This window comes from Collimonas antrihumi (genome assembly GCF_018304965.1).
In the GTDB taxonomy this organism is placed as follows: Bacteria; Pseudomonadota; Gammaproteobacteria; order Burkholderiales; family Burkholderiaceae_D; genus Collimonas; species Collimonas antrihumi.
Genome location: NZ_JAGQED010000005.1, coordinates 135,793 through 160,692 on the forward strand (window position 1 = coordinate 135,793; position 24,900 = coordinate 160,692).

29 protein-coding genes, 1 tRNA gene and 1 pseudogene are annotated in these 24,900 nt (G+C 56.5%); 14 read left to right on the forward strand and 17 right to left on the reverse strand.

What is annotated here, in order from left to right:
- Window positions 1-25: 25 nt before the first annotated feature.
- On the reverse strand, window positions 26-418 hold the full coding sequence (locus KHU29_RS06950) for an SRPBCC domain-containing protein (protein WP_211452115.1): 393 nt from the start codon (window positions 416-418) through the stop codon (window positions 26-28).
- 175 nt (window positions 419-593) lie between these two features.
- Complete coding sequence (locus KHU29_RS06955; RefSeq protein ID WP_211452116.1) at window positions 594-818, reverse strand: VF530 family protein; 225 nt, start codon at window positions 816-818, stop codon at window positions 594-596.
- Between the two features lie 329 nt (window positions 819-1,147).
- On the opposite strand from KHU29_RS06955, the gene KHU29_RS06960 reads away from it, so the two are divergent.
- The 13 genes from KHU29_RS06960 (at window position 1,148) to KHU29_RS07020 (ending at window position 9,313) form a co-directional block, all read left to right on the forward strand.
- On the forward strand, window positions 1,148-1,804 hold the full coding sequence (locus tag KHU29_RS06960; protein ID WP_211452117.1) for a response regulator: 657 nt from the start codon (window positions 1,148-1,150) through the stop codon (window positions 1,802-1,804).
- A gap of 29 nt (window positions 1,805-1,833) precedes the next feature.
- On the forward strand, window positions 1,834-3,138 hold the full coding sequence (locus tag KHU29_RS06965; RefSeq protein WP_211452203.1) for a sensor histidine kinase: 1,305 nt from the start codon (window positions 1,834-1,836) through the stop codon (window positions 3,136-3,138).
- 202 nt (window positions 3,139-3,340) lie between these two features.
- Entirely contained in the window at window positions 3,341-3,559 is a 219-nt protein-coding gene (locus KHU29_RS06970; protein ID WP_246541640.1) for a BrnT family toxin, read from the forward strand.
- 49 nt (window positions 3,560-3,608) lie between these two features.
- Window positions 3,609-3,881 (forward strand): BrnA antitoxin family protein, encoded by a 273-nt coding sequence (locus tag KHU29_RS06975; RefSeq protein ID WP_211452118.1) that lies wholly within the window; start codon window positions 3,609-3,611, stop codon window positions 3,879-3,881.
- A 105-nt stretch (window positions 3,882-3,986) separates the two neighbouring features.
- Window positions 3,987-5,477, forward strand: coding sequence for a DegQ family serine endoprotease (locus KHU29_RS06980; RefSeq protein ID WP_211452119.1), 1,491 nt, complete (start codon window positions 3,987-3,989; stop codon window positions 5,475-5,477).
- 28 nt (window positions 5,478-5,505) lie between these two features.
- Complete coding sequence (locus KHU29_RS06985; protein WP_211452120.1) at window positions 5,506-5,823, forward strand: hypothetical protein; 318 nt, start codon at window positions 5,506-5,508, stop codon at window positions 5,821-5,823.
- Window positions 5,824-6,323: 500 nt separating this feature from the next.
- Window positions 6,324-6,767, forward strand: coding sequence for a YciI family protein (locus tag KHU29_RS06990; protein ID WP_211452121.1), 444 nt, complete (start codon window positions 6,324-6,326; stop codon window positions 6,765-6,767).
- Between the two features lie 34 nt (window positions 6,768-6,801).
- Window positions 6,802-7,326 carry an SRPBCC family protein gene (locus tag KHU29_RS06995; RefSeq protein ID WP_211452122.1) on the forward strand — a complete coding sequence of 175 codons (525 nt, stop codon included), beginning with the start codon at window positions 6,802-6,804 and terminating at the stop codon, window positions 7,324-7,326.
- A 66-nt stretch (window positions 7,327-7,392) separates the two neighbouring features.
- A complete protein-coding gene (locus KHU29_RS07000) occupies window positions 7,393-7,803 on the forward strand; it encodes a VOC family protein (protein WP_246541641.1) in 411 nt (136 codons plus the stop codon).
- Window positions 7,804-7,864: 61 nt separating this feature from the next.
- Window positions 7,865-8,293, forward strand: coding sequence for a hypothetical protein (locus KHU29_RS22500; protein ID WP_425514450.1), 429 nt, complete (start codon window positions 7,865-7,867; stop codon window positions 8,291-8,293).
- A gap of 171 nt (window positions 8,294-8,464) precedes the next feature.
- Window positions 8,465-8,767, forward strand: coding sequence for a type II toxin-antitoxin system Phd/YefM family antitoxin (locus KHU29_RS07010; protein WP_211452123.1), 303 nt, complete (start codon window positions 8,465-8,467; stop codon window positions 8,765-8,767).
- A gap of 19 nt (window positions 8,768-8,786) precedes the next feature.
- Window positions 8,787-9,179, forward strand: coding sequence for a type II toxin-antitoxin system RelE/ParE family toxin (locus KHU29_RS07015; RefSeq protein WP_211452124.1), 393 nt, complete (start codon window positions 8,787-8,789; stop codon window positions 9,177-9,179).
- Between the two features lie 58 nt (window positions 9,180-9,237).
- Window positions 9,238-9,313, forward strand: a tRNA-Thr gene (locus tag KHU29_RS07020).
- Between the two features lie 125 nt (window positions 9,314-9,438).
- Here the strand turns inward: KHU29_RS07020 and KHU29_RS07025 are convergent.
- The 7 genes and pseudogenes from KHU29_RS07025 to KHU29_RS07055 form a co-directional block, all read right to left on the reverse strand.
- On the reverse strand, window positions 9,439-10,926 hold the full coding sequence (locus tag KHU29_RS07025) for an aldehyde dehydrogenase (RefSeq protein WP_211452125.1): 1,488 nt from the start codon (window positions 10,924-10,926) through the stop codon (window positions 9,439-9,441).
- A 19-nt stretch (window positions 10,927-10,945) separates the two neighbouring features.
- Entirely contained in the window at window positions 10,946-12,394 is a 1,449-nt protein-coding gene (locus KHU29_RS07030) for an aspartate aminotransferase family protein (RefSeq protein WP_211452126.1), read from the reverse strand.
- A gap of 101 nt (window positions 12,395-12,495) precedes the next feature.
- Complete coding sequence (locus KHU29_RS07035) at window positions 12,496-13,866, reverse strand: glutamine synthetase family protein (protein WP_211452127.1); 1,371 nt, start codon at window positions 13,864-13,866, stop codon at window positions 12,496-12,498.
- A 100-nt stretch (window positions 13,867-13,966) separates the two neighbouring features.
- Window positions 13,967-14,770 carry a gamma-glutamyl-gamma-aminobutyrate hydrolase family protein gene (locus KHU29_RS07040; protein ID WP_211452128.1) on the reverse strand — a complete coding sequence of 268 codons (804 nt, stop codon included), beginning with the start codon at window positions 14,768-14,770 and terminating at the stop codon, window positions 13,967-13,969.
- 321 nt (window positions 14,771-15,091) lie between these two features.
- Entirely contained in the window at window positions 15,092-15,892 is an 801-nt protein-coding gene (locus tag KHU29_RS07045; RefSeq protein ID WP_211452129.1) for an alpha/beta fold hydrolase, read from the reverse strand.
- Complete coding sequence (locus tag KHU29_RS07050; protein WP_211452130.1) at window positions 15,885-16,892, reverse strand: M14 family zinc carboxypeptidase; 1,008 nt, start codon at window positions 16,890-16,892, stop codon at window positions 15,885-15,887. The genes KHU29_RS07045 and KHU29_RS07050 overlap by 8 nt, the downstream gene beginning before the upstream one ends.
- A gap of 165 nt (window positions 16,893-17,057) precedes the next feature.
- Window positions 17,058-17,759: pseudogene (locus tag KHU29_RS07055) on the reverse strand (oxidoreductase); the annotation flags it as partial.
- Between the two features lie 9 nt (window positions 17,760-17,768).
- Between KHU29_RS07055 and KHU29_RS07060 the strand changes: the two are divergent.
- On the forward strand, window positions 17,769-18,026 hold the full coding sequence (locus tag KHU29_RS07060; RefSeq protein WP_211452205.1) for a MerR family DNA-binding protein: 258 nt from the start codon (window positions 17,769-17,771) through the stop codon (window positions 18,024-18,026).
- A gap of 21 nt (window positions 18,027-18,047) precedes the next feature.
- On the opposite strand, the gene KHU29_RS07065 is transcribed toward KHU29_RS07060, so the two are convergent.
- The 8 genes from KHU29_RS07065 to KHU29_RS07100 all read right to left on the reverse strand — a co-directional run bounded on the left by KHU29_RS07065 (window position 18,048) and on the right by KHU29_RS07100 (window position 24,895).
- Window positions 18,048-18,422: a nucleotide pyrophosphohydrolase gene (locus tag KHU29_RS07065; protein ID WP_211452132.1), complete on the reverse strand. Its 375-nt coding sequence runs from the start codon at window positions 18,420-18,422 to the stop codon at window positions 18,048-18,050.
- Between the two features lie 28 nt (window positions 18,423-18,450).
- Window positions 18,451-18,765 (reverse strand): DUF971 domain-containing protein, encoded by a 315-nt coding sequence (locus tag KHU29_RS07070; RefSeq protein ID WP_211452133.1) that lies wholly within the window; start codon window positions 18,763-18,765, stop codon window positions 18,451-18,453.
- Window positions 18,765-19,730: a HEAT repeat domain-containing protein gene (locus KHU29_RS07075; RefSeq protein ID WP_246541643.1), complete on the reverse strand. Its 966-nt coding sequence runs from the start codon at window positions 19,728-19,730 to the stop codon at window positions 18,765-18,767. Before KHU29_RS07075 ends, KHU29_RS07070 begins: the two co-directional genes overlap by 1 nt.
- Window positions 19,731-19,762: 32 nt before the next feature.
- Entirely contained in the window at window positions 19,763-20,602 is an 840-nt protein-coding gene (locus KHU29_RS07080; RefSeq protein ID WP_211452135.1) for an ABC transporter ATP-binding protein, read from the reverse strand.
- Window positions 20,599-21,423 carry an ABC transporter permease gene (locus KHU29_RS07085; protein ID WP_211452136.1) on the reverse strand — a complete coding sequence of 275 codons (825 nt, stop codon included), beginning with the start codon at window positions 21,421-21,423 and terminating at the stop codon, window positions 20,599-20,601. Before KHU29_RS07085 ends, KHU29_RS07080 begins: the two co-directional genes overlap by 4 nt.
- A 10-nt stretch (window positions 21,424-21,433) precedes the next feature.
- Entirely contained in the window at window positions 21,434-22,813 is a 1,380-nt protein-coding gene (locus KHU29_RS07090; protein WP_246541644.1) for an ABC transporter substrate-binding protein, read from the reverse strand.
- Window positions 22,814-22,903: 90 nt separating this feature from the next.
- Window positions 22,904-23,137, reverse strand: coding sequence for a 4Fe-4S dicluster domain-containing protein (locus tag KHU29_RS07095; protein WP_211452138.1), 234 nt, complete (start codon window positions 23,135-23,137; stop codon window positions 22,904-22,906).
- A 9-nt stretch (window positions 23,138-23,146) separates the two neighbouring features.
- Window positions 23,147-24,895, reverse strand: coding sequence for a fumarate reductase/succinate dehydrogenase flavoprotein subunit (locus KHU29_RS07100; protein WP_211452139.1), 1,749 nt, complete (start codon window positions 24,893-24,895; stop codon window positions 23,147-23,149).
- Between the last annotated feature and the right edge of the window lie 5 nt (window positions 24,896-24,900).

The window sequence follows — 24,900 nt, forward strand, 5'->3', positions numbered from 1 at the left end:
TTTTTATCAATCTGCGACTGATTTTTCAATTCGCAAGGAACTCGCGCCACGGTTCAAAATATTTTTCGCGCCAGCCAATCTTGACCTGCTCATAATCCTGGTCCGGCACGTCCAGATGCACAAGTTCTATGCGCCCATGCTCACCCTGAGGATGAAATGACAGGATCAGGATCGAATCCGGATCGTCTGCAGTAAATGCTGGCGAACGCCAGGTCTGCACGATCAGCCTGGGCTTGACCACCTGCAGCATGACGCCGGTCAGGGCGCCGTCGAACGCCGAGAACTCAGCGCCGGCGTCGCTACCTATGGTGACCGGCAAACCGGTGATTGCCTGATGCAGCACCGGATCTACATACATATCGAACAGCGCCTCGGGAGACGCCTTCAAGACCACCGTTTTATAAATCACATTGCGCATGCTGGTTCTTCCTGCTGTTAGCAAAGCATCAGGTCAGCAAGCGCCAAGGATTCTGCTTAGGAATGGCGCACTGATGAAATTTCCGGGCCAAGGCCGGGATCGGGGCAAATACGCATAACGCGTACGATTGCAAGTACAGCCACCGCAACAAAACTCTACCTCATTTTTCAAAAACTCATTTCATCGCGCGTCGCATGCCCACATACAACGCTTCCACCTTCTCGCGCGCCCAATCTGTCTTGCGCAAAAAAGTCAGGCTGGACTTGATGCTGGGATCGCTCTTGAAACAACGGATGTCGATCCGCTGTCCCAATCCCTCCCAGCCGTAATGACCTACCAGCTCGGTCAGCATCGCTTCCAGCGTAACGCCGTGCAAATGATGATGTGTATTCTGTGTCATGCGTTTCTCGGTCAAGGTTCAGGCTGACATTCTACGGCCACATGGACCTGTAGCACTGCGCATGACACAGTATTCAAGTTTTTGGATATCCTGTCATTATCTAAATTACAACCATACAGGTTACTCACAGAAATTGTGGACAGTCCTGTTGATAACTACCAGGCGCTTTAGCTATGTCATTGATATATATAGATTTTTTATCACTGCACAGAGTTACCGCGCGGCCTGCCTGATATTGTTTAAGAATCGTTTAAGAATCGCTTAATTCAATCCGGCTAAACTGTGACGGTTTTCGGTGTTTGCCATATGTTTGCTAAGGAGCTGGTGCCATGCGTTTGCTGTTGGTAGAAGACGATCTGATGGTGGGCGACGCCGTGCGCAAGGGATTGCGCCAGGACGGTTTTGCCGTCGACTGGGTGCAGGACGGCGCCGCGGCGCTGAGCGCGCTGGCGCAAGAGGATTATCAGTTGCTGCTGCTCGATCTCGGCCTGCCGAAAAAGAACGGCCTGGAAGTGCTGAAGTCGCTGCGCGCCGGCGGCAACCGGATTCCGGTGCTGATCCTGACCGCGCGCGATGCCGTATCGGACCGGGTGGCCGGCCTGGATGGCGGCGCCGACGACTACCTGGTCAAGCCGTTTGACCTGGAAGAACTGGCGGCGCGGATTCGCGCCCTGCTGCGGCGCCAGTCCGGACGCGCCGAACCGCTGATCGAACTGGGCCAGCTGACGCTCAATCCGGCTACCCATGAAGTGTTGCTGGAAGGCCGCCAGATCAACCTGTCGGCGCGCGAATTCGCCTTGCTTCGCGCCTTCCTGGATCGCCCTGGCGTGGTGCTGTCGCGCGCGCAACTGGAAGAAAAAATGTACGGCTGGGATGACAGCATTGAAAGCAATGCGGTGGAGGTCTACATCCACGCCTTGCGTAAGAAACTTGGCAGCAATTTCATCAAGAATGTGCGCGGCATCGGTTATATGGTGGCCAAATGACGCAGACTTCATCATCGTCAAAGCTATCAATCCCATCCATACGGAAGAGTTTGCTGCTATGGCTGGCAGTCGGTTTGAGCGGCGCCATCCTGGTGGCCGGCGGCGCCCTGTATTTCCAGGCGCGCGGCGAAGCCAACGAATTGTTCGACTATCAAATGCGGCAGATCGTCGCCTCCCTGCCGCGCCAGGCGTTTTCGCCGATGATCGAGAACGGCGAAAGCGGGCCGGAACTGGATGACCAGATCATGATCCAGATCTGGGACAACACCGGCGTCGTCATCTATCACTCGCATGGGCAAGCAAACTTGCCGCTGCAAGCTGAGCTGGGCTTTACCAACGTCCGCCAAAGCAATGGCCTGTGGCGCGTGTACAGTGCACAAATCGGCAATACCGTAGTGCAAATCGCGCAGCCGCAAAGCGCACGCAACCAGATTGCGGCACAGATGGCGATCAAGACCGTCACTCCCCTGCTGCTGCTGTTTCCCTTGCTGGGCATCTTGATCTGGGTTGCAGTCGGCCGCGGGCTGGCGCCGATCAGGCGCGCTGCAGCAGAAGTCCAGGCACGCGACATGCACGCCTTGTCGCCAATCCCGGACGTCACGCTACCACGTGAAATCCGGCCGCTCACACAGGCGCTCAACGATTTACTGGCGCGCCTCGGCCAATCCATCAATGCGCAACGCGCCTTCGTCGCCGACGCCGCGCACGAACTACGCACGCCGCTGACCGCCCTGCGCCTGCAAGTCCAGCTAGCTGAACGCGCCATCGACGACAGTGAACGGCGAGCAGCTTTCGGCGATCTGAAACAAGGGCTGGAACGTGCCACGCATTTGCTGCAGCAATTGCTGACACTGGCGCGTCAGGAACCCGGCGCCTTTGAACAAGCTCACGTCGAACTCGATTTGCGCGTGCTGCTGCATAGCGTAATCGGCGACTTCGCACTGAGCGCCCACGAGCGCCAGATCGACCTGGGCATCAGCACCGAGATGCCGGCCAGCGTGGTCGGCAACGCCGACGCCTTGCGCATCCTGTTCAACAATTTGATCGATAACGCCCTGCGGCACAGCCCGCCAGGCAGCAGTATCGATGTCTCGCTCGCCGCCGATGCCGCCGGCGTTACGGTTGCGGTGGAAGATGGCGGCCCTGGTATCCCGGAAGCCGATTTGCAGCGTGTGTTCGATCGCTTCTACCGCGCCGCCGACAGCCAGACACAATCGCACGGCAGCGGCTTGGGGCTGGCGATCGTCAAGCAGATTGCCGATGCCCACCGCGCCAGTGTCAATTTGCAAAATACCGGGCGCGGATTGCGCGTCAGTGTGCGCTTTGCGGCCTGATGCATTATTCGAGATGTTCTTTAAGAGCATCTATGATGGACTTGTAATTTGCCTCGCATAAACGCGGATTGTGACGCTCCTCGCCTCTGCCCCCTACCTTTTACACTAACGCACTGCAAAAAAGCATCGCTACACTCCAATTACTTACTATTTTAGTAAAAATTTATAACTACAATAATGTAACTACATATTTGGAGTTACAATGTTTTCATGGGATGATATCAAAAACCAGGGCAATCAGCGAAAACATGGCGTCAGTTTTGAGGTTGCAGCGCTCGTCTTTGACGACCCCTTGCATATCACCAGGCGAGAGCGCGTTGAAAACTACGAACATCGGTGGCAAACAGTAGGCATGGTCGGCGGCATCGCCTTGCTTTTGGTTGCCCACACCTGGCATGAAGCAGAGAGCGGTTCAGAATAGTTTCGAATCATCTCAGCGCGGCGTGCAACAAAGTTGGAAAGGAAAATCTATGAACAAGGTACCTGAATCAATCCGCAAGGAACTGGCAGCATTAGCCGCCACATCGGAGAACGATATCGATTTCTCCGATCTCCCGGCTACAACTCAACAAGACTGGCAAGGTGCAGTCCGTGGAAAATTCTATCGCCCTGTCAAACAACAATTGACGGTGCGGATCGACGCTGATGTCGTGGAATGGCTCAAGGAAGAAGGAAAAGGATATCAAAGCCGCTTGAACGATATCTTGCGGGCTGCAATGCTGGATAAAGTCCGTCACCGATAGAGCGGGTGAATTAAAAACATGCACTTGGTTTTCTTCTTAAGTCTGCTTTAATTTTCAGTATTTATGCTGTGTGCTAGTCCTAGTCCATCTGCAAAGGAGCACAACATGAATCGTCAGACCTTTACCCGCAGCATCATTGCCGCCACCGTTCTGGTGGTGGCCGGCGGCGCCTACCTGCATTCGAAGAGCGGTGATATCGGTATCGACAACGCCAATGCGGCGATCGTGGCGCCAGCACTGGCTGCAGCGCCGGTAAGCAATGCGGCGCCGGCAGTTGCGGTAGCCACCGATTTTTCCGGCATAGTCGAACGTTTCGGACCTGCCGTGGTGAACATCAGCGTTACCGGCAAAGCGAAGCAGAGCGCGGTGTCCGACCAGGGCGATGGCTCTGATGAGCTCGATCCGAACGATCCGTTTTCGCAGTTCTTCAAACGTTTCGGCCCGCAATTGCAAATCCCTAGCCATCCGCAAATCATGCGCGGCGAAGGCTCGGGCTTCATCATCAGTGCCGATGGCCTGATATTGACCAATGCCCACGTGGTCGACGGTGCTCAGGAAGTGACAGTCAAGCTGACCGACCGCCGCGAATTCAAGGCCAAGGTGCTGGGCTCCGACAAACAGAGCGATATCGCGGTGATACGGATCGACGCCACAAACCTGCCGACGGTGCAAATCGGTAATCCTGCATTGACCCGGGTCGGCGAACCGGTGCTAGCGATCGGCTCGCCTTACGGTTTTGAAAATACCGCTACCGCCGGCATCGTCAGCGCCAAGTCGCGCTCCCTGCCGGATGATAATTACGTGCCGTTCATCCAGACCGATGTCGCCGTCAATCCTGGCAATTCGGGTGGGCCGCTGTTCAATATCAAAGGCGAAGTGATCGGCATCAATTCGCAGATCTACAGCCAGACCGGCGGCTATCAGGGCCTGTCTTTTGCGATTCCTATCGATGTCGCCACCAAGGTTGAGCAGCAACTGGTCAAACACGGCAAGGTCACCCGCAGCCATTTGGGCGTCAGCGTGCAAGAGGTCAACCAGGCGCTGGCGGAATCGTTCGGCTTGAAGAGTGCCGCCGGCGCGTTGGTGAGCTCGGTCGACAAAGGCAGCCCGGCCGACAAGGGCGGTCTGGAAACCGGCGATGTGATCCTGCGCTTCAATGGCCAGCCTATCAATCATTCGTCAGACTTGCCGAGCCTGGTGGCTGACACTGCGCCTGGCACCGCCAGCACAATTGAAGTGATGCGCAACGGCCAGCCCAAGACGCTGACCGTCAAGCCGACGGAAGCGGAAGCGCTCAAGACTGCCAGCAACGACAATAGCGCCGGCTCCCAAGCACGGCTGGGACTGGCGCTGCGCCAGCTCACGCCGGACGAGCAGCAACAGATCGGTACGCGCGGCGGGCTGGTGGTGGAAGATGCAACCGGACCGTCGGCGCTGGCTGGCATCCAGCGTGGCGACGTGATCCTCTCGCTCAACGGCAAACCGGTCAACAGCGTCGAGCAGTTGCGTCAGCTGGTGAGCAAGGCCGGCAAGAACGTGGCGCTGCTGGTGCAACGCGACAAGGATAAAATCTTTGTGCCTCTGAATCTGGGCTGAGGCGCTAACACCGCGGGATGGGGTTACGATGACTGAACTGTTAAATAAGCCGGTCAAAAACAATAATCTGTCGCAACACATCCTGCCCTCTTCCGCCACGATGATCGGGGTCTGCATTACCGCCCTGTCGATCATCAAGCTCGCCAGATTCAGCGGGCTGGCAATATGGCTGAGCCATCTGCTGGCGCTGAACAGCCTGGTATTCCTGACCAGCGGCATGCTCTCGTATGCCGCCATGCGTTCAAGCCGCAGTGCACGGCTGGAGCAATATGCCGACATCGCCTTTATCTTTGGCTTGATTCTGCTGAGCCTGTCCACCGTCTTCATGGCGGTCGTGATTGACTAAACCCTCTCTGATTGAATTTTCGTTCCAATTAAAGTTACCCACAGAAACTGTGGATAGTCCTGTTGATAACTCCAATGTGTTTTAGCTATGTGGTTGATATATATGGATTTTTCATACCTGCTCAATGTTGTGCGAGGTTGTACGGGCAACGGCGCCCAAATAGCATCGGATATACCTGCCCGTTGCACATAACCACGCCACAAAATGACGGGATTTGAGCGAGCACTCGGTTTGCAATTTACGTCGGGCTTGCCTAAGCTAATTGAGCTTCATTCTCCGTCGCCGCAGATTCTTGACCTGCTGCCACCTCGCCTGCTAGATGACGGAAAAAAGAATTGCGATTTCAACAAGAAAAATCTGCCGATCAAATATAATTTCAAAATAAATTCTGCCACTTGTCGATCTTGCTGTTTTCCGTTCGACTAATTAGCAGATCCCGGATTTAACCGGCTGCAGCCGGTTCACTGGCCAATACACTGAAACCACACGGAGATATCACGATGCGATTCATGATCATACGCAAGGCAGACAAGAACACCGAGGCGGGTACCATGCCCAGCACGGAGCTGATCGCTGCCATGATGAAATACAACGAAGAACTGGTCCAAGCCGGCGTCATGGTGGCTGGCGAAGGCCTGCAACCTAGCGCCAAAGGCGCGCGCATCAAATTCTCGGCCGGCAAACCAACTGTGTTCGATGGCCCTTTCGCCGAAACCAAGGAATTGATCGCCGGCTTTACCATGATCCAGGTGCAATCGCGGCAGGAAGCCATCGAATGGGTCAAGCGCTGGCCAGCCCTGGATGGTGACGGCGCGGTCGAACTGGAGCTGCGCCAGGTATTCGAGGCAGAAGATTTCGGCGCCGAATTCACCTCCGAGCTGAGAGAGACCGAAGAACGCCTGCGCCGCCAAAGCGCCGACCAGCGCACCGACGCAAACTCCTGATCCACCCCATATCGCTGACAACACAAAGGAAACCATGATCAAAACCATCGTTATCGTCGTCGTCGTTGTGCTGGCCGGCATCTTCGGTTATGCCTCCACCAGGCCCGACACTTTCCGCGTGCAGCGCACGGTCTCGATCAAGGCGCCGCCGGAAAAGATTTTCGCCCGCATCAACGATTTCCACGAATGGAATAGCTGGTCGCCATACGAAAAACTGGATCCGGCGATGAAAAGAACCTTCAGCGGCGCCGCCAGTGGCAAGGGTGCAGCGTATGCATGGGAAGGCTCGGACAAAGTCGGCGCCGGACGCATGGAGATCAGCGACACATCGCCATCGAAAACCCTCATCAAGCTCGATTTCACCAAACCGTTTGAAAGCAGCAACGTCGCCGAGTTCAGCGTCGATACCCGGGGCGACAGCAGCAACGTCACCTGGGCCATGTATGGCCCATCGCCTTATGTCAGCAAGGTAATGGGATTGTTTGTCAATATGGACAACATGATCGGCAAGGATTTTGAAACCGGTCTTGCCAACCTGAAAACCACCGTCGAAAAATAAGACGGACACCGTTGCGCCAGGCCCGGCGCAGTTTCATCGCTAATCGCAGCAACAAAGGAGAACATTATGCTATTGAATGCCTATCTCAATTTCGACGGCCAGTGCGACGCCGCGTTCAAGTTCTACCAACAAGTCCTGGGCGGGAAAATCGCCTTCAGGTTAACCAACGCTGAAACGCCGATGGCAGAACAAACGCCACCGGACCGTCAAGATAAAATCGCGCACATAAGACTGGAAATGGATGGCGGAGTCTTGATGGGTTCAGACTGCCCGCCGGGATATTTTGAAAAAATGCAAGGCATGGTCATGTCGATTAATGTCGACACGATTGCGGAGGGAAAACGTATTTTTGATGCACTGTCGAAGAACGGCAAGATCAAGATGCCATACGAGAAAACCTTTTGGGCCGCCAGTTTCGGCATGCTGGAAGATCAGTTTGGTACGCCGTGGATGGTTAACTGCGAGAAGGGTAGCTGACCGGCGGTTAAACGCCAGCAAATTCAAGCCGGTACGGCTGCTGCAAACGCCCTCGGTCTTCTTGTTGCTGTTGTGGATGATCGTGCCGCTGGCAATGACGCTGTACTTCTCGGTCATCCGCTATAACTTGATGATGCCGGACGCAACCGGCTTTGTCGGGCCGGACAATTATGTCTTCCTGCTCAACGATCCGGCGTTCTGGCTGTCGATCCTTAATACGCTGCTGCTGATCGGCTCGGTGCTGGTCATCTGCGTAGTCTCCGGCACCCTGTGGCTCGATGTCGCCAAGCGCGACTGGCCGGATGCACTGCTGGCAGCCAGCGATCAGCCAGGTAAGGAAGCCATCATTTGCGCCAAGCCGCCATTGCGCGAAGCCTTTACCCCGAACCCGCAACGCCACGCAGCGCTGCAGCCGCGGCTGGCGGCGTTCCGCGAGATTTATCGTTGCCGTCCCGCACGGTCGGCGGATATCAAGCAGGCAACGCGTTGAGTTGATCTATAGGAATAAGAGCATTAGTACAGTTGCATCGATAGGTAGATGACAACTGCAACTTGCCGCACCTGCCGACATCCTTCTATAGAAAGGGGGCGGCCTTGTTTTTTTCAGCGCCTTAAATAGCGTGTATCATGGACATTATCTTGTACATTCTTGGAGGCAACCATGGTTTTCTCGGTCAGAGACGTGATCTCGCTTTCTCAGGCACGCGCCAATCTCTCTGAGTTGGCAGAACAAGTGAAGGCTGGCGCCGAGAAGATTGTCACTAAAAACGGCGAAAGCTACGTCGCCATCATCGATGCCCAACGCCTGGATTACTACCATCAGTTGGAACGCGAGCGCATTCATCTTTTGTTGATCGATGATGCAGGAAAAGGACTGGATGATGTAGTGGCCGGCCACGTCAAGGATGCTCGTACCACCCTGCAAGCGCTGAAACGTCGCCGCGTTGCTAAAACCAGCGCCTGAGCCATATCCAGGGGCCAGTGTGACTACAAAACACGTCGTAAAACTCACAGCACATTTCTCAAGCAATATTGAAGAGATTGAGCGCTTTCTGCTGGAAGTCGAGGCACCGCAAGCGTTTGACTTGTTACTCGACGAACTGGCAGATATCGTTATTCCGAATCTGGAACGTTTTCCCGGTATCGGGCACCTGTTCCTGGAACAACCGAGGCGCTCTGTAGAAACTAGCAACGGCACGGAAATATTGAAGCGAAAGCTTGAAGACATCGGCAAAAACGGCGAGCTGCGCGAGTATGTCTGGTCGCACTATCTATTGCTGTATGCCCGATTCGATACGACGATTTATCTGCTATCGATTCGCCATCATCGACAACTCTCGTTTGACTTTCAAGCGCTGTGGCCGGCGTCGTCTTAAACCGATTCCCGCTTAATTCTTTGCTACAATTAACAATGTCACCAGATATGGCGGCAACGCCGATGTAGCTCAGTTGGTAGAGCAACGCACTCGTAACGCGTAGGTCACCAGTTCGATTCCGGTCATCGGCACCAATTTTGGGCTTTTATTGTTTCATCGTGTTTCACCCAAGCGCAACGTCTCGACGGTTCGCTAAGCAGTCGCCGATCGCGCTTGGGATAGGACACTTGGCGGTTAATTTTTCTCATCAATCGCAAAACTAGACAATCTTGATCCAGGTGGTCTTCAATTCCGTGTATTTATCGAAGGCATGCAAGGATTTGTCGCGTCCGTTACCGGATTGCTTGTAGCCACCGAACGGCACCGTCATGTCATCTTCGTCGTACTGGTTGACGTGCACCGTGCCGGCCCGCAACGCTCGCGCGGTTTGGTGCGCCTTGCGGATATCCGAGGTCCAGACTGCGGCCTGCAAGCCGAAAGCGGTCGCATTCGCTGCGCGGATCGCGTCGTTCAAATCGGTGAACCCGAGTACCGACAACACCGGCCCGAAAATCTCTTCGCGCGCGATCTTCATCGTGCTGTTGACGTTATTGAACAAGGTCGGCTCGATGTAATAGCCACCACTCTCGCTACGAACCTGATTTCCACCAGCAAGCAGCTGTGCGCCCTCCGCCTTACCGGATTCGATAAAGTCCAACACCGAGTTCAGCTGGACATTGTCGACGACGGCGCCCATCACAGTAGCCTCATCCAGCGGATCGCCTGGCTGGAAATTCGGTACCAGCGCCAACGCCTTGGCGATGAATTGCTCCTTGATCGAAGCCTCCACGAACAAGCGTGACGGCGCGTTGCAGCTCTCCCCTTGGTTGAAGTAGATCGAACCTACTGCTGCTCGCACCGCGGCATCCAGGTCCGGGCAATCGGCGCACACGATGTTGGGCGACTTGCCGCCTAGCTCGGTCCAGACCCGCTTCAGATTGGACTGTCCCGCATATTGCATGATCTGCTTGCCAATCCTCGTGGAGCCGGTAAAACCGATGCAGTCGACGTCCATGTGCAAGGCAAGAGCGCTACCGGCCTCATGGCCATAACCCGGCACCACGTTGAACACACCAGGGGGAATGCCGGCTTCCAGCGCGATTTCGGCCAGGCGCAGCGCCGACAGCGGTGACTTTTCCGATGGCTTCAGCACCACGCTGTTGCCAACCGCCAGTGCCGGTGCGATTTTCCAAGAGGCCATCAGCATCGGGTAATTCCACGGCACGATAGCGGCCACCACGCCGACCGGTTCGCGCGTGATCAGCGCCAGCGTAGTGTCTGGTGTCGGAGCAATCTCGTCATAAATCTTGTCGACCGCTTCGCCGTACCAGCGGATGCAGTTGGCCGCCGCCGGCACGTCCACACTGCGGCTGTATTTAATCGGCTTGCCCATATCAAGCGTTTCCAGCAAGGCCAGCTCATCCCGGTGTTGCAACATCAAATCGGCAAATTTGATCATGGTGCGTTTGCGCACCGCCGGCGCCAGCCCGGCCCAGCGCCGGTCTTCGAAGGCCGTCCGCGCTGCAGTTACCGCCGCGTCGATATCAAGCGCATCACAGCGGGCGACATCGACCAGCTTGCGACCATCGACGGGAGAAATACAGTCGAGGGTTGCGCCGGACTGCGCCGCGACACGCTGGCCGTTGATGAAAGCGCGTCCGTCAAACTTCAATCCCGCAGCGCGGTCATGCCAACTTGTGTTCGTCATTTGAATATCCTTAAAATATTTACAGCCAGCCGCGCTGTGTAATGTCTGTCAAAGTTGCACCGAGACAAACGCGAATCAAGGCCACCATCTCGTCAATTTCGGCATGCGTCATCACCAGCGGCGGGGCGATGATCATGCGGTCGCCGACGGCGCGCATGATCATGCCGTTGCTAAACATATGACTGCGGCAGATCATGCCGACGCCCAGCTTCGAATCGAATGGCACGCAATCATGCACATTCACCGCTTTTTTCTGCACCAGATTAAGACCGGCGACAAAACCGCAGGTTTCCGCAGCGCCGACCAGGGGGTGATCAGCCAGCGCTTCAAATTTCTGCTTCAGGTAGGGACCGGTGTCATCGCGCACCCGCTCGACCAGCTTTTCTTCCTGGATGATGCGGATGTTTTCCAAGGCCGCGGCGCAGGCGACCGGATGACCGGAATAGGTGAAGCCGTGGTTGAAGTCACCGCCCTTTTCAATCAGCACATCCGCCACACGATCACCGACCAGCACGCCGCCCAGCGGCACATAACCGGAAGTCACGCCCTTGGCGAACGTCATCAGGTCAGGTTTGATGCCGAAATATTCGGAGCCGAACCAATGACCGAGGCGGCCGAAACCGCAAATCACTTCGTCAGCGATCAGCAAAATCCCGTACTTGTCGCAGATACGCTGAATCTCAGGCCAATAAGTGGACGGTGGGACGATGACGCCGCCGGCACCTTGCACTGGCTCGCCGATGAAAGCGGCGACCTTGTCGGCGCCAACTTCCAGGATTTTCTGCTCCAGCCATGAAGCGGCCTCGATCCCGAATTCTTCCGGCGTCTTGCCCTTGCCACCTTCCAGGTAATACGGCTGGCCGATATGGACGATACCCGGAATCATGCCGCCCTGCTCGTGCATGCCGGACATGCCGCCCAGCGATGCGCCTGCCATCGTGCTGCCGTGATAAGCGTTGTGGCGGCTGATGATCACATGGCGGTCTTTGTAACCTTGCAAGTCCCAGTAGCGACGCACCATGCGGACGATGGTGTCGTTACCCTCGGAACCTGAGCCGGTAAAAAAGACGTGATTGAACTGCGGCGGCGAAATCTCGACCAGCTTGGCGGCCAGTTGCACCGCCGGTACGTTGGTGGTCTGGAAAAAACTATTATAGAAAGGCAATTGCTGCATCTGTGCATACACCGCATCGGAGATGCTCTTGCGGCCGTAGCCGACATTCATGCACCACAAGCCGGACATGCCATCGAACAAACGTTTTCCTTCAGAATCCCAGATGTAGATGCCGTCGCCCCTTACCATGACGCGTGAACCCTGGCTGGCCAAGGCCTTGGAATCGGTGAACGGGTGCAGATAATGGGCCGCGTCCAACGCCTGGATCTCTAGGGTATTGACGGCGGCTTGCGCCACGGAGTGACGGGCGGCAGATGCAACGATAGCCATTGGAGCGGGTGTATTCGAACGCATGATCAACCTTCTGTTCTAGTTACTGCTATATAGGCATGTGAAAATGTGAAATACGACGAGTGACGCACTGCGCCCTGCAATGCGCCGCGTTCCTCTTTTAATCAGACGTGCAACAGCAGATGCTCGCGTTCCCATGGGCTGATAACTTGCATGAACTCAGCGTGTTCCAGATCCTTGATTGCGGCATACACATCGACAAAACGGTCGCCCAGCACCTGACGCAAGTGCGTCTCGCGACGCAGGCCTTCCAGCGCTTCGGACAAGCTTTGCGGCAACTGGTAATCAAGGTCGTATGCGCTGTCGACCGTGATCGGGGTTGGCTCCAGCTGTTCGGTCATACCCAGATAGCCGCAAGCCAGCGTCACCGCCAGCGCCAGATACGGATTCGCATCGGCGCCGACCACGCGGTTCTCGACGCGTCGGTCCTGCGGACCGGATTCTGGAACCCGGAAGCCGACTGTGCGGTTATCCTTGCCCCACTGGATGTTGATTGGCGCAGCGGTATGGCGCACGATGCGGCGATACGAGTTCACGTACGGCGCAACAATCGCCATCGCGGCCGGCATGTAACGCTGTAGCCCTCCGATGTAATGCGAGAACACGTTGGACGCTGTGCCGTCCTGATTGCTGAAGACGTTTTTTCCTGTCTTGGAATCGACCACGCTTTGGTGGATGTGCATCGCCGAACCGGGCTCGCCGGTGATCGGCTTGGCCATGAAAGTCGCATACATGTCATGCTTCAAAGCTGCCTCGCGCAGGGTTCGCTTGAAGAAGAAGACCTTGTCAGCCAAACCCAAGGGCTCGCCATGCAAAAAGTTGATTTCCATTTGGCCGGCGCCAATTTCGTGGATCAGCGTATCGACGTCAAGTTGCATCAGGTCGCAGTAATCGTAGATATCCTCGAACAGCGGATCGAACTCGTTGACCGCATCGATGCTGTATATCTGGCGGCTGGTTTCGGCCCGGCCACTGCGCCCCACCGGCGTGCGCAACGGCAGATCCGGATCGATATTCTTGGCGGTCAGATAAAACTCAAGTTCCGGTGCCACGATCGGACTCCAGCCCTTGTCGGCGTAGAGTTTCAGCACTCGGCGCAGCACCGAACGCGGTGCGAAATCGACCAGCGAACCGTCGGAAAAATAGCAATCATGGATGACCTGCGCCGTCGGATCGACCGCCCACGGCACCAGCGTGATGGTGTTCGGATCCGCCCGCAGAATCATGTCACGATCGGTGGCCGAAATGGCGCGCTCGTAGGCAGCGTCATCGGTTGGATAGTTACCGGTCACCGTCATCCCGAGTACCGCTTCCGGCATGCGCATGCCGCGATCTTCAGTGAATTTGGTGCGCGGCATGATCTTGCCGCGTGCGACGCCGGTCAAATCCGGCACCAGGCATTCGATTTCAGTGATCCGCTTTTCGTTGAGCCACTGTTCCATGTCGTTGTAGGAAAAATTTTCGCGTAAAGACATAATGTTCTCTCATGTTTCGTTTGCTCTTACGCGGAGCCGGCCCGCATATCGGGCGCCCTGCGTCTGCTTTGCCACTTCATGGCGCTAGCGCTGAGCGACGCTACGGCACTTCTGGTGCAAAGGTTCCCAATATTTTCATGCGTCCCCTTTCTGTTTTTTGTAATTGATATTCCCGACAGGCTTCGCCAAACGCGGCGAGTAGCATCATCGAATCAGGATGTTCGGTAATCTTCCACTCTGGATGCCACTGCACCGCCAATGTGAAGCCAACGGCATCCTGTACGCTGAAAGCTTCAACCAGACCGTCATCGGCGCGCGCTTCCACACGGAGACCGGGGGCAAGACGGTCCAGCCCCTGTCCATGCAGGGAGTTCACCACCAGCTCGCTAGCGCCATTCAATATCGTGGAGATACGTCCGCCGGGCGTCAGCGTCACGCGGTGTGCCGGACCGTACTGCACGTCCAGCGGGTCTGAATTTTCATTGCGGTGGTCCATCATGCCAGGCACTTCATATACTGCCTGATGCAAGGAGCCACCGAGGGCAACATTGATTTCCTGCGCGCCGCGGCAAATCGCCAACAGCGGAATCCCGCGTTCGACAGCCCGACGAATCAGCGGCATCGTGGTCGCATCACGCGGCGCATCAAGCGGCAAATCCGGCTTCAATATCTCTTGATCGAAGAGCGCCGGGTGCACATTCGATGGCGAACCGGTCAGCAGAACGCCATCGGCAACCGCCAGCACCGCCTCCCAATCTGTTGTCGCACCAAAGGCAGGCAGTACCAAAGGCATGCAGTCGGCACCCAGCCAGACCGCATCGACGTACTTCATTTGTGCAAGGTAGTAGCGATCTGTGTCGATCTGTCTGGTGCAGGAGGGAACGATGATGATTGGACGGTGCATGATTTATTTGGATCAAGAATGCGGGCCGAGAATGTGAGTAGAATGTTTTCGCGCTAAGAACCAATTTTGCGCAAAATTCTTTTGTTGCAATGCACCACTTTCTAGCAGGTAAAACAGACTCTTTCCCCCTTAGCTAAGTAATTAAAATCATCTTAGGCTTAATTTCGTATTGTTGGGAGTGCCACTCTAACCATCTTGATAGAACCACATAACTTATCGTGATTTCCAATCTTTCCGCCGCTGTATTACTGGGTGCGAGCCTGGCCCAGGCAGACTATTTTCCGCGCCTGAATGATGGGCTACGCCGAACGGATATTGCGTTTAATGGAAGAGGCCGGGGATGAAGTTGCGGCGCTGATTAGCAGAGTTCGCAAGCCAATCCCGCACCTGTGCTGCCACCCAATGCCCCGCATCCAGTGTGATGTCATGGCCGGCAGCGGCGTGTGTCGCCAGCGATGCATTCCATTGATGCGCCAGCTGCTGTGAACAGCGCGGATCGATCAGCCGGTCCGCGCTGCCGGCAAGAAACAGCAGCGGCGGCTTAGGCACCTGCTCGGGCGCGCGATAACGGATTGCCGCGCATAACTGCCGCAGGGCGTTCTGATATGTGACCGGATGGTCGCGTTGATAACTGATCCAGTCAGCCAGCACATCGGCTTGTTGCCCGCACTGATTGCTGGTCAAACGCAACAGGAGACTTTCCTGCCGCTCGACATTGTGGTTAAGCAGACTTGATAAGCCAAGAGCTAGCAGCGCGGGATAATTGCGCGGCCTCAAGCGCCGATAGAACGGGTTGACAGGGCGTAAGCTGGTATTGAGCAAGACGCAGCCGGTTATTTCGTCCGGATAACGCATGGCCCAGTCGGTCGCGACCATTCCGCCCAAGGATAAGGCCAGCAAATGATAGGGCGGCGCGATATTCTGGCTCAAGAGCTGCCGCCGGCAGGAATCGGTCATCTCCTCCACTCGCACAGGACTTCTGAGCGTGTGCAGGCTACCGTTACCTGGTAAATCGAGAAGAGTGATGTCAGCTTCGGGCACTATCGAGCGGAACAGGTCAGGAAATTTTCCCCAGTGCCGCGTCTCCCGCATCAGCCCCCGCAGAAACACCCATTTACTCATGATGTATCCCGTGTTGTTCTGGTTGCCTTTGCTGCCCAGGACTGCCCGGCATCCAATACTGATGAGCGCCGGCGGCCCTGGTAAGGAAATCGAGCCATACCAGGTGACTGCGCAGCACGCGATGCAGACGTCCGGGCGACCTGGGATTAAACATGCCCAGGCGGGAAAACAGCTGGCACGGATTTTCTTTTACCCAACGCCAGGAGCCCATCTCCAGCGTAAGCGGGAGAAACACCCGGTCACTGTTGGCTGGCAATTGCAGGTAAAGGTAGTCCCACAAATCGCCATGGGTGAGATACTGAGAGTTTTGCGCCTCGAACAAATAATTGTGTTCTCGGTAGGTTTCATTAAACAGATCCTTGAGAGCCAGAACTTGCGGCAAGTGCCGGATTGGCGTCCGGCTGTGCGCGTAAGGAAACCAGATCCGGTCCTTCAATCCGAAGCCGGAATGGCAATCCAGTGCAATACTGAATTCACGGCTCAGCAGCTCTTGCTGCACGACGCTGCACAGTGCCTGGGCCTCTGCTTCCATCGGCGCGTCGCTTACCCCGCGGTACCAAGGTAGACGAGAGCTGATGCGTTGCCCGCCGAGCAGGAAAAAGACTTTTTCGCTGGCATTGACCGGCGCATTGCGCATCAGGTCCACGCCTCTCGGATTGCAGCGGGTACTGTCCCACATCCCTGCAGGATTTACCAAAGGCATGAAAATCAAACGTACCGACGCCAATTGGTGATGCAATGCGGCATCCCATTTCAAGCGCGCCAGCAAGCTGCGTAAGAATGCCAGGAGAACTCGGGTGCCGATGCGCTCGAGACCGTGGACGCCACCGAAGAAACCTACCGCCGGCGCTTCCGGATCTTTGCTGCCGATAGACAATACGTAGACCGGGAAATGATGGCCCTTCAATTCGATTTCGCACACGGATCGCCCTTCCAGGTAAGGTTTTCCCTCCTGAATGATGCGTTCCAGTTCGGTCAATTCCGGTAAATCGAAGTCCATTTCGACGCCTCCACCGCCCCGCTTACATGATGAATCGAAATCGAATCGGGGCAAGGAAAACTTTTGCTCCTTGTTTGAGGTATTGTCAAGGGCATATCTAAAAACCGTGCCTTCAACGTCACTGGGCCGCGGCAAGATCAGCCTGTAGTGATCAAGCCCGAACGATCAGGCCCGCGCCTGCGACCAGCGCCGATAGCGCCGCGTCAGGCGCCGGGTGCGCATCTGGTCGATGAGCAACGTCAGCAGCGCTGAATGATTGCCGGTTCGCTTGCCAGTTGCTACGCGGCTGGCCAGCACCTGCTCCGCCACCGCTTTGCGGCTGATGCCGCCGGTGGTCATTACAGGCATATGGGCGACGGCGGCCAGCTCCTTGGCAAACTCCAGGAAATAAGCTTCGCGCGCCAGGGTTCGGCCATCTGCGGTGCGTCCTTGCATCGCCGGACTTTCGTAGCTGCCGCCGGACAGCTCGACCAGATCCACTTGCAACTCATTCAGCCACAGGATGACTTGCCTGGCGTCGTCTTCGCTAAAGCCCCTGCGCTGAAAATCGGCGGAGTTGAGTTTCACCGCCACGCAAAATCTCGCCGAGACAGTAGCACGCACAGCGCGCACCACGTCCAGCAGCAAGCGCGCACGGTTGGGCAAACTGTCGCCCCAGTCGTCCTTGCGTTGATTGCTCAGTGGCGACAGGAATTGTGAAATCAGGTAGCCGTGCGCGGCGTGGATTTCGACCCCGGTAAATCCTGCCCGCTCGGCGGCAGCGGCGCTGGCCGCGAAGCGCGCGATGACCTCCTGGATTTCAGCATCATTCATGGCTTTGGGCCGTACAAAGAGCTTGCTGTGCTTGCCCATGTCGAGCGCTTGCGCCGGATCCAGATGGCGCGAAACCTGGGATTTTCACTGGATGCTATCCGCAGCGTATTTGCCAGTCATGAAGAACTATCCAAAGACGATCTGCTGCGCAAGCTGGACGGCCGGCTGCTGGAGATAGAGCAGTTGATGGATACACTGCGCGAGCAGCAACAACATTTGCGCGCCCTGCGCACCACGCTTCGTGAAACCTGGGCGGAGGGGGAATGCCTGAACACGACTTCCTTGGTAAATGGCAAACTTGCCAGACAAGGGAAGCACTAAGGGGATTGCGGGTGGCGGCTGCTATTCGTCCTCATATTCCGAGTACTTGCGCGCATCGCCACGGACTTTATCGGCAGGATATTTAAGCCGGTTCAGGACCATTTTTTCCGCTACGGCTGCACTGAGATCGACATCGAGTTTATCGGCCAGCCGAATCAGGTAGACCAGTACATCTGCCATTTCATGCCGGACCTGCTTCAACTTGGCCGGATTGAGCTCATCGCCGCTGCCGGTTGGCAGCCATTGAAAATGTTCAAGAAGCTCGGCCGCTTCGACACACAGCGCAGAGGACAGATTTTTAGGGGTATGAAACTGATCCCAGTCGCGCTCGGCGACGAATTGGCGAATTTCTTCGCGCAGGCGGGAGAATTCACCATTTTCAGATTGATCGGCCATGACAGTGCTCCGTTTTAAGTTTTCACCATCATATAGGCAGTCGACGCTCTATATCCATATCACCGATCTGCTCCAGATAGCGCCACGGATAAATCCCACGATTGTGGCCATCTTCGAAAAACAGCCGTATCCCGTAACTGCCGACAGCTTCAATCGCCTTTACCCGGAATGCGCGCTCAGCATCCGCCGGTGGCAAATCCCGCTGGCGATCGCTGCTGCAATCTCCGCACTTGCAGGCCAGCCGCAATTTCTGACCTTCGATCTGTAGGCTGCGCCCATCCAGCCAGACAATCTCAAGCAAATTGCTGTTGCGCAGATAATTTAGTGTGCCGACCTGTTTCATTAAATTGACGTGGTGTTGATCTGCCGTATGGCGAGGCGTACGGATTTTCTGACTTCCGGGTCCGGATCGGCTTGATGTTTTTCCAATTCGTCCAATGCTAGCCTCGAACCGATTTCACCCAGCGCCAGCGCCGCTTCCTTGCGCAAGTTGCTGATTTGATGCGACAGCAACGTTAGCAGCGCAGCTACCGCTGACGGGTTACGTAATCGTCCAAGGCTACGTGCGGCACGCAAGCGCACTTGCCAGTAGGCGTCCTGCAAGCTGTCGATCAGCGGGTCGATCGCCGCCTGCAGACGCAGCTTGCCTATCGTGGTTGCCGCTTCTTCGCGGACTTGCCAGGCTTCGTCATGCAAGCCCTTCAATAGCGCAGGCAGACCATTTTCATCGCTGGCATAACCCAGCGCTCCCGCGGCCGCGCGGCGCACGCCGGCATCGCTGTCGCTGCATAACAAAGCCTGCAGCGACGCCAATGCCTGCGGATGTTTCAAATAGCCTAGCACGGCTACCGCTTCACGCCGGACGACGGCGTCCTGGTCTGACAGGGCCGCGATTGCCGCTTGATAGCTGGCCATCACTCGCAAAGGTTTCAATGCACGCAGCGCGGATGCTCGCACCTGCGGCAACGGATGCGAAACGGCAGGTAACAGATATGACGCGGATGAAGCCAGCTTCAAGTCGCTCAGGCTGTCCGAGGCGGCATTGCGGACTTCGGGATCTTCGTCGCCAAGCAGTTTAACCAGGGCGGCAACGCCCTGCTCGCATTCGAACGCCTGCAGCGCAGCCGCAGCTTCACGGCGCACCGGTGGCGATGTATCGTCCAAGGCGCTGACAAACAAGTAGACATGCTCATCGCCGGCAAAGTCGGTCAGATCGAGGATGGCGATGCGCCGGATTTCACTGTCCGGCGATTGCAGCCTTGTGCTGATGGCTTGCAGCCCAGGTGCTGTGTCGGGGGGATGGCTCAAAGGTATTTCCTTCATGAATATGGCGCCGTGGTTCATATAGCGAATCGCAGTTGCCTGGCGTGGATCACTCCGAGCGGGCTGAGCCGTTCCAGAGACAGCATGTCACGCTGCGGATGCAGCAGTGCGAGGCAACGCGCCTTGAGCGCGACGAAATCCGTGGAAGTCACCAGTTGGGGGCTGCGCGGCCGAGCGAAATCGATATCAAGCTCTTCGATAATGCGGCCGGGATGGGCGCTCATCACGAACAGCCGGTCTGCCAGAAATAACGCCTCATCGATATCGTGGGTAATGAAAATGATCGAAGTGCGGATCGACGACCATACCTGCAACAGCAGCTGCTGCATCATCAGGCGAGTTTGCGCATCGAGCGCGCCAAACGGTTCATCCATCAGCAATACCTTGGGACGGTTGATCAGCACCCGCGCGATTTCCACCCGTTGCTGCATGCCGCCCGACAGCTGCGCCGGATACGAACGTTCGTAGCCTGCCAAGCCGACCAGTTCCAGCAATTCCTGCGCACGCCGGTTACGCTCGGCGCGTCTAACGCCTTGCATCTTGAGTCCGAAGGCGACGTTGTCGAGCACATTCTTCCATGGGAACAGCGTATGGTGCTGAAATACCAGGCCGCGGTCCGGATGCGGTCCGTCGACCGTTTCGCCATCTAGCCGGATGCTGCCGGCGGCGCTGCTCAGGTGGCCTGCGATGGCGCCCAGCAAGGTCGATTTTCCGCAACCGGACGGACCCAGCAGGCACACCAGCTGGCCTGGTTCAACCGTGAACGAAATATCACGAACGGCATCGAACGCACGCTCGCCGCGCCCCAATCGGATATGCAGCCGGTCAATGGCTAGCTTGCCGTTGACTATAGTCATTTTCTCTTCTCCTGCAGATACCAGGGCATCAAGGCCGTACCCAGCCAGCGGATCAAGGCGCTGCTGCCCATTCCCAGCAAACCGATGAACAACATGCCAACCACGATCTCCGGGTAATTTTGCACGGTATAGGAGGCCCAGGTGAAATAGCCGATGCCGTATTGGCCGGAAATCATTTCTGCAGTCACCAGGCAAAACCAGGCGGTCCCCATGCCGATCGACAAGCCTGTGACGATGCTGGGCGCTGCCGCAGGGAAAACCACTTCTGAAAATATGGCGCGCTTGCCGCAGCCCAAACTCTTGGCGGAGGCTATCAGCCGCGCATCAATCCCTTCCACACCGTGGATCGTATTGAGCAGGATCGGAAACAACGCACCGAGGAAGGTGATACAAACCATCGACATTTCCGACGATGGAAACATCAGGATCGCCAGTGGAATCCACGCTACGGCGGGTATCGGCCGCAACACTTCCAGTGGCGGCAGCAAGCTGTCTTGCAGCAGCTGCGACCGTCCGATCAACAGCCCGAGGACTATACCGGCCACCGCAGCAATGCCGAATCCGGCAAAAACGCGCAGCAGACTGCTGCCCACATGCTGCAGCAATTTCGGTGAATGCAAAAACTCCCAAGCCGCCGCCGCCACTTCAAGCGGAGCCGGTACGTTGCTGAAGGTGATCAGGCCCAGATCGAGACGATGCCCGGCGGCCCATTGCCAGGCCAGCACACATACGATGAGCGATACCAGTTTCAACAGCGGCCGCAGGATTGCCGGACGTCCGATTGGCAATCGCCACGCAGAGCGCAAAATAAAGGCTGTCATATGATCTTCTTCAGACGGCAGCCCGGGCAGCGGCATAGTCGGCGATCTTGCCGCCATGCCGCTTGACCCAAGCTTCGGCCGTCTCTTTCAACAGGAACGCATTGATCTCTTTTCCATTGACGACGTACCAGCCATCGCTGGCAAACAGTTTCAGACCGTTGCTGCGATCGGTGCCGTAGATCACGCGGATTTTCTTGCCACTCTGCTCCAGCCCGGGGAGATCGAGGAATGCCGACTCCGGCGAGGCGTAGCTACGCACGCGGGCTTCTCCCTGGACCCAGATCTGGGCAACGCGTTGTGTATCCTCGATGGTCTTGCCGGTGCGCGCATCTTTTGCCGTCAATGGTTGTTTCGCATAGTTTTTCAGTTGGGCTTCGTAATTAAGGTTGGCTTGCTGAAAGGCGGAGCGCACGTAGCGATCATCGATGAAAGCGTTTACGTCGAGGTCACTGTCGACTCGCTTCAACAAACGCAGGGTTTCTATCGCCGTCTTCAGCGCCTGGCGATATTCCGGCTTCCAGCTCAGATCCCTGGTCTGCAAGCCCTGCGGCCCATGAAACAGGTAAATCACTTCGGCATCGATACCGGTGTTCTTGGCCACCAGTTCACTGTATCTCTCTGGTTCCGCCGCAAACAGGCGGTCGGCCTCGATTGCCGCGCGTTCGAATGCGACAACTATTTCTGGATATTTTTTTGCATATTCGGCATCCGCCAAAGTGCCGTGGAAAGTGGCGGCATTGGCCTGCGAACCATCGTAAACCTTACGTGCATAACCGCGATACGGAAACAGTTCGGCAAACGGAACAAAGTCGGCGTGGGCATCGATTTTGTTGGCTTGCAATGCCGGCCCGGCAATTTCAGGCGCCTGGGTGACGATGGTGATGTCTTTCTCCGGATCCCAGCCTTGCGCTTTCACCGCGCGCAACAGCAAACCATGCGCGGTGGAGGCGAACGGCACGGAAATGGTCTTGCCTTTCAAATCTGCCAGCGACTGCACCGACGATGCCTTGGGGACCACGATGCCGTTGCCGCTGCCAATGGTGCTGCCGGATAAGACGTTGATGAAAACACTCTTCCTGCCGGCTTTTTGAAACGTGGCGCCATTCAATGCGCCGGGGAAATCGGCCATCGATCCGATATCAAGTTTTCCGGCTACCATTTCACTGGTCAGCGGCGCGCCGGAAGTAAAATTTTTCCATTCGATCTGATAATTTACATCCTTGTACTTGCCATCATGCGGCAAGTATTTCTCCAGCAATTTCAGTTCGCGTATCAGTACACCCCCGGTAGCGCAATTGATCGTTGTATCCTGGGTGCCGATTGCGACGCGGATGGTTTCCGCCCGGGCCGCTCCGGATGCCAGCACGAACAAGACTGACAGCGCGCTCATGGATCGATTCAAATGCATATTTGTTTCTCCCTATATGGCTTGGTATAAAAGATAGAAATTGGAAACAGCGGGCGATGGCTTGCGCTGGTGTCAGCGCAACAGATAGGGAATATCGACCTGCACGGCGCCGGTCGGGCAATCCTGTTCGCATGGCATGCAGTACCAGCATTCGTCGAATTTCATGTAGGCCTTGCCCTTGATCATGTCGATGGCCAGCACATCGAGCGGGCAAACGTCGACGCAGACTGTGCAGCCTTTATGGGCGATGCATTTATCCGCGTCGACCGTGACCGGGACGCTGGATGGGCTGAAAGCTAGCGGCATGGTTATCTCCTAGTTGACTATCGACGGTTCTGACTTTGATTCGGCTTCGACCTTGACGCGCAGGTGCCGGTAAGCGTCTTTTTCCTGCTCGTCCAGCGCGACGATATAGGGCTCGATCGGACGCTTGAAGCAGGTCATGCGACCGTTTTCCCGTTTCACCTGGACATGGACAAACCAATCTTTGTCGTTGCGTTCCGGGTAATCGACCCGGTCGTGATACAAACCCCAACGGCTTTCGGTGCGATACAGCGAGGCGCGCGCCGCCATCTCGGCGCAATCGCGGATCGCATGCACTTCCATCGCTCGCATCAGCTCATGCGGATTGCTGGCAGAAAGGCGTTCCAGATCTGCGCTGATGGCTTCGAAGCGGCTCAGGCCGATCTCCATCTTGCGCGTCACCTTTGGCGGTTGCAGATAATCGTTGACCATGCGCCGCAACTTGTATTCCACCTGCGCCGGCGGCAAGCCATCGGTACGCGACAGCGGCGCCAAGACACGGGTTCTCTCGGTCTCGACCTGCTGCTCATCGAGCTCGGCCAGCTCGTGCCCGGCGCAATGCCGCGCCGCGCTTTCTCCGGCCAGCTTACCGTAGACGAAAGCACCCAGCATGTAGTTGTGCGGAACGCATGCCAGGTCGCCGGCGGCATACAGGCCGGCGACCGTGGTTTCCGCATGTTCATTGACCCACACCCCGGATGCCGAATGACCGCTGCACAAGCCGATTTCGGAGATATGCATTTCCACCATCTGTTCTCGATAGTCGGTTCCGCGCCCGGCATGGAAGCGGCCGCGGCTTGGGCGTTCATTGGTGTGCAAGATGGTTTCTATGGTGCTGATGGTTTCTTCCGCCAGGTGATTCAACTTGAGGAATACCGGCCCGTTGCCGCCTTGCAGTTCGCGATAGAACTCCATCATCATCTGGCCGCTCCAGTAATCGCATTCGATGAAGCGCTCGCCCTTGCTGTTGGTGGTATAGCCACCAAACGGCCCGGTGACATAGGCGCACGCCGGACCGTTGTAGTCCTTGATCAAGGGATTGATCTGGAAGCACTCTATGCCGCTGAGCTCGGCGCCGGCGTGATAAGCCATGCTGTAACCGTCGCCGGCATTGGTCGGATTCTCATAGGTGCCGAACAAGTAGCCGGATGAAGGCAAGCCCAGGCGCCCCGCCGCACCGGTGCTGAGGATCACCGTCTTGGCGCGCACCACATGAAAATCCGCGGTGCGGCAATCGAATGCCATCGCACCGGCAATGCTGCCGTCTTGCGCCAGCAACAGCCGGGTGACTACCAGCCGATTGGAAATCTCGACCCGGGTGCGCTTGAGGCGGCGATACAGCACTTTCTTGATGTCGTGGCCCTCCGGCATCGGCAGTACATAACTACCCATGTGATGCACCTTGCGCATTGCATAGTCGCCGGTTTCATCCTTTTCAAATTTGACGCCCCAGCGATCCAGTTCTTCTATCATCGAAAAGCTGTTTTCGGCATACGCCATTACCGTCTTTTGATTGACGATACCGTCGTTGGCGATCGTGATTTCCTTCACATATTGGGTTGGCGTGGCGTGGCCGGGAACCACGGCATTGTTCAAGCCATCCATCCCCATCGAAATCGCGCCGCTGCGTTTGACATTGGCCTTTTCAAGCAGCAGCACACGCAGTGCGGGATTGGCTTCCTTGGCTTTGACTGCGGCCATCGGCCCGGCGGTGCCGCCGCCAATGACCAGCACGTCTACGGTTTGTATTTGTGTTTGCATGATGT